This is a genomic window from Desulfovibrio sp. 1214_IL3152 (assembly GCF_036763055.1).
Lineage (GTDB): Bacteria > Desulfobacterota > Desulfovibrionia > Desulfovibrionales > Desulfovibrionaceae > Desulfovibrio.
Genome location: NZ_JBAIYW010000469.1, coordinates 1 through 1977, shown reverse-complemented (window position 1 = coordinate 1977; position 1977 = coordinate 1). Strand labels below are relative to the sequence as shown.

Sequence of the window (1977 nt, the reverse complement as noted above, 5' to 3'; positions counted from 1 at the left end):
CAGCCCGCAGCGGGCGGGCCGGGAACTGGTACGGGAATGCCTTTGGGCAGTTCTGTTTTCACGCCCGGTGCTGCCGCAGGCCCTGCGGGAGCCTGAAAGCGTTCACCTTTGCCATATCAAAAAGCGCCCCGCGGGGCGCTTTTTTTGCGTCTGACGTACCTGACACCCAGGCGGGCAACGTGCCGCCAGCCTGTCAGCCTGCTTGCCAGCCTGTTTGGCAGTTTGGGGCAGTGAGCCGGGCGGTGTTGCCCGCGCCTCAGGACAGCCGGTTTTTAAAGTCCGCGTAGCCGAATTCCCGCAGCATGCGAAAGTCCATATCCCCGGCGGCGTCAGGCCCGCAGATGCCGATGGAAGGCAGGCGCAGGCCGTTGAATGTGGTGGTCTTGACCATGCTGTAAATAGCCATGTCTTCAAAGACAAGACGTTGCCCGGGCCTGAGGGGCGCGTCAAAAGAGTATTCCCCGGCCACATCGCCCGCCAGGCAGGATTTGCCCGCCAAGCGGCAGGTCCAGCTTTTTTGCCCGGCTTCTCCGGCGAGAACGGCGGCCCCGTCATGCTCGTAGCGCACGCGCGGTCGGTAGGGCATCTCGATAACATCGGGCATATGGCAGGGAACGCCGATATCCAGAATCGCGATGGGCATATCGGCCTCAATGACGTCCAGCACCGTGACTGCAAGCCAGCCCGCGTCCAGCGCCACGGCTTCGCCCGGCTCAAGGTATATCTGGGCCTGATAGCGGTCGCGCCATTGCGTCAGCAGACGGCAGAGCAGGTCAAGGTCGTAGCCCGGCCTGGTGATGTGGTGGCCGCCGCCCATGTTGATCCAGCGGCATTGGGGCAGCCACTGGCCGAAGTTTTTTTCTACGGCAGCCAGTGTGCGCTCAAGAGCGTCGGCCCCCTGTTCGCACAGGGTGTGAAAATGCAGGCCGGATATGCCCGTCATGGCTGCGGGGTCGAAATGCTTGCGGCGTATGCCCAGACGCGAACCCGGCGCGCAGGGATTGTAAATTTCCACAGCGCCTTCGGAATGTTCGGGGTTGATGCGCAGCCCGCACTGTATTTGCCTGTCCGGGCAACGGCCCTTGTTCCACATTTCAATGGCAGGGGCGAACTCGCGCCACTGTGCCGTGGAGTTGAACACGATGTGGTCCGTCAGGGTGAGCAGTTCCGCCATTTCACGCCTGTTCCAGCCTGCGGCGAACGCGTGGACTTCGCCGCCGAATTCTTCACGGGCCAGACGGGCCTCGTCAACGGAGCTGGCGCAGGCTCCCCACAGCGGGCCGTGTCCCTTGAAGCGCGAAAGCAGCGGAAATGTTTTCCAGGCGGCATAGCCCTTGAGGGCCAGAAGGATTTTCGCCCCGGTGCGCTCCTGCACACTGTTGAGTATGGCTGCATTGGCGTTGAGCCGGTTTTCATCCAGCACAAAGCAGGGTGAGGGGATGCGGCTTGGATCGAAAAGAAGATGCTGACAGTGCATGCGGATTCCTCTGGGAAGGAGTTTATACCGGGTTGTGAGCCGGTAAAATATGGTGCTCGGTTTTTTGTTTTTTTAAATTTTGTTCGCGCTCTGAAGATACATGTGGCGATGGGGGCTGTCATCAAGGCAGCTTGGACGCGGCGGGGCAGGAGGGGGACTGGCTCGGCCTTCGAGAAATTTTTTTGTTGCCCTGCGGGCGCGGAGGCTTTTTCTTTATTCCTTGTTTGGGCCGCCGATGCGGCGGGCAAAGAGGTGAAAGGGGTCGGTCTTCGAAAGGGAATACTGCCGCCCTGTGGGCGCGGAGGCTTCTTCTTTATTTTTTGTTTGGGCCGCCGATGCGGCGGGCAAAGAGGTGAAAGGGGTCGGTCTTCGAGAAGGAATGCTGCCGCCCTGCGGGCATGAAGGCTTTTTCTTTGATGTTGTTTGGGCCGCCTGCGCGGCGGGCGGCAGAGGGGGCCTGTTAGGGGCTGCGCCCCTCCGAGGCCCCCTCTGCACTCCCC

General features: G+C 61.4%; 1 protein-coding gene. It reads right to left on the bottom strand.

All coding sequences use genetic code 11. The features are described 5' to 3' along the window. Nucleotides 1-256: 256 nt before the first annotated feature. A complete protein-coding gene (gene nspC, locus V6C07_RS09825; RefSeq protein WP_333536260.1) occupies nucleotides 257-1477 on the bottom strand; it encodes a carboxynorspermidine decarboxylase in 1221 nt (406 codons plus the stop codon). Nucleotides 1478-1977 lie beyond the last annotated feature (500 nt).

Bases quoted from the DNA above. Each gene is read 5' to 3' on its own strand.
- nspC (WP_333536260.1), bottom strand. From the start codon at position 1,477: ATGCACTGTCAGCATCTTCTTTTCGATCCAAGCCGCATCCCCTCACCC.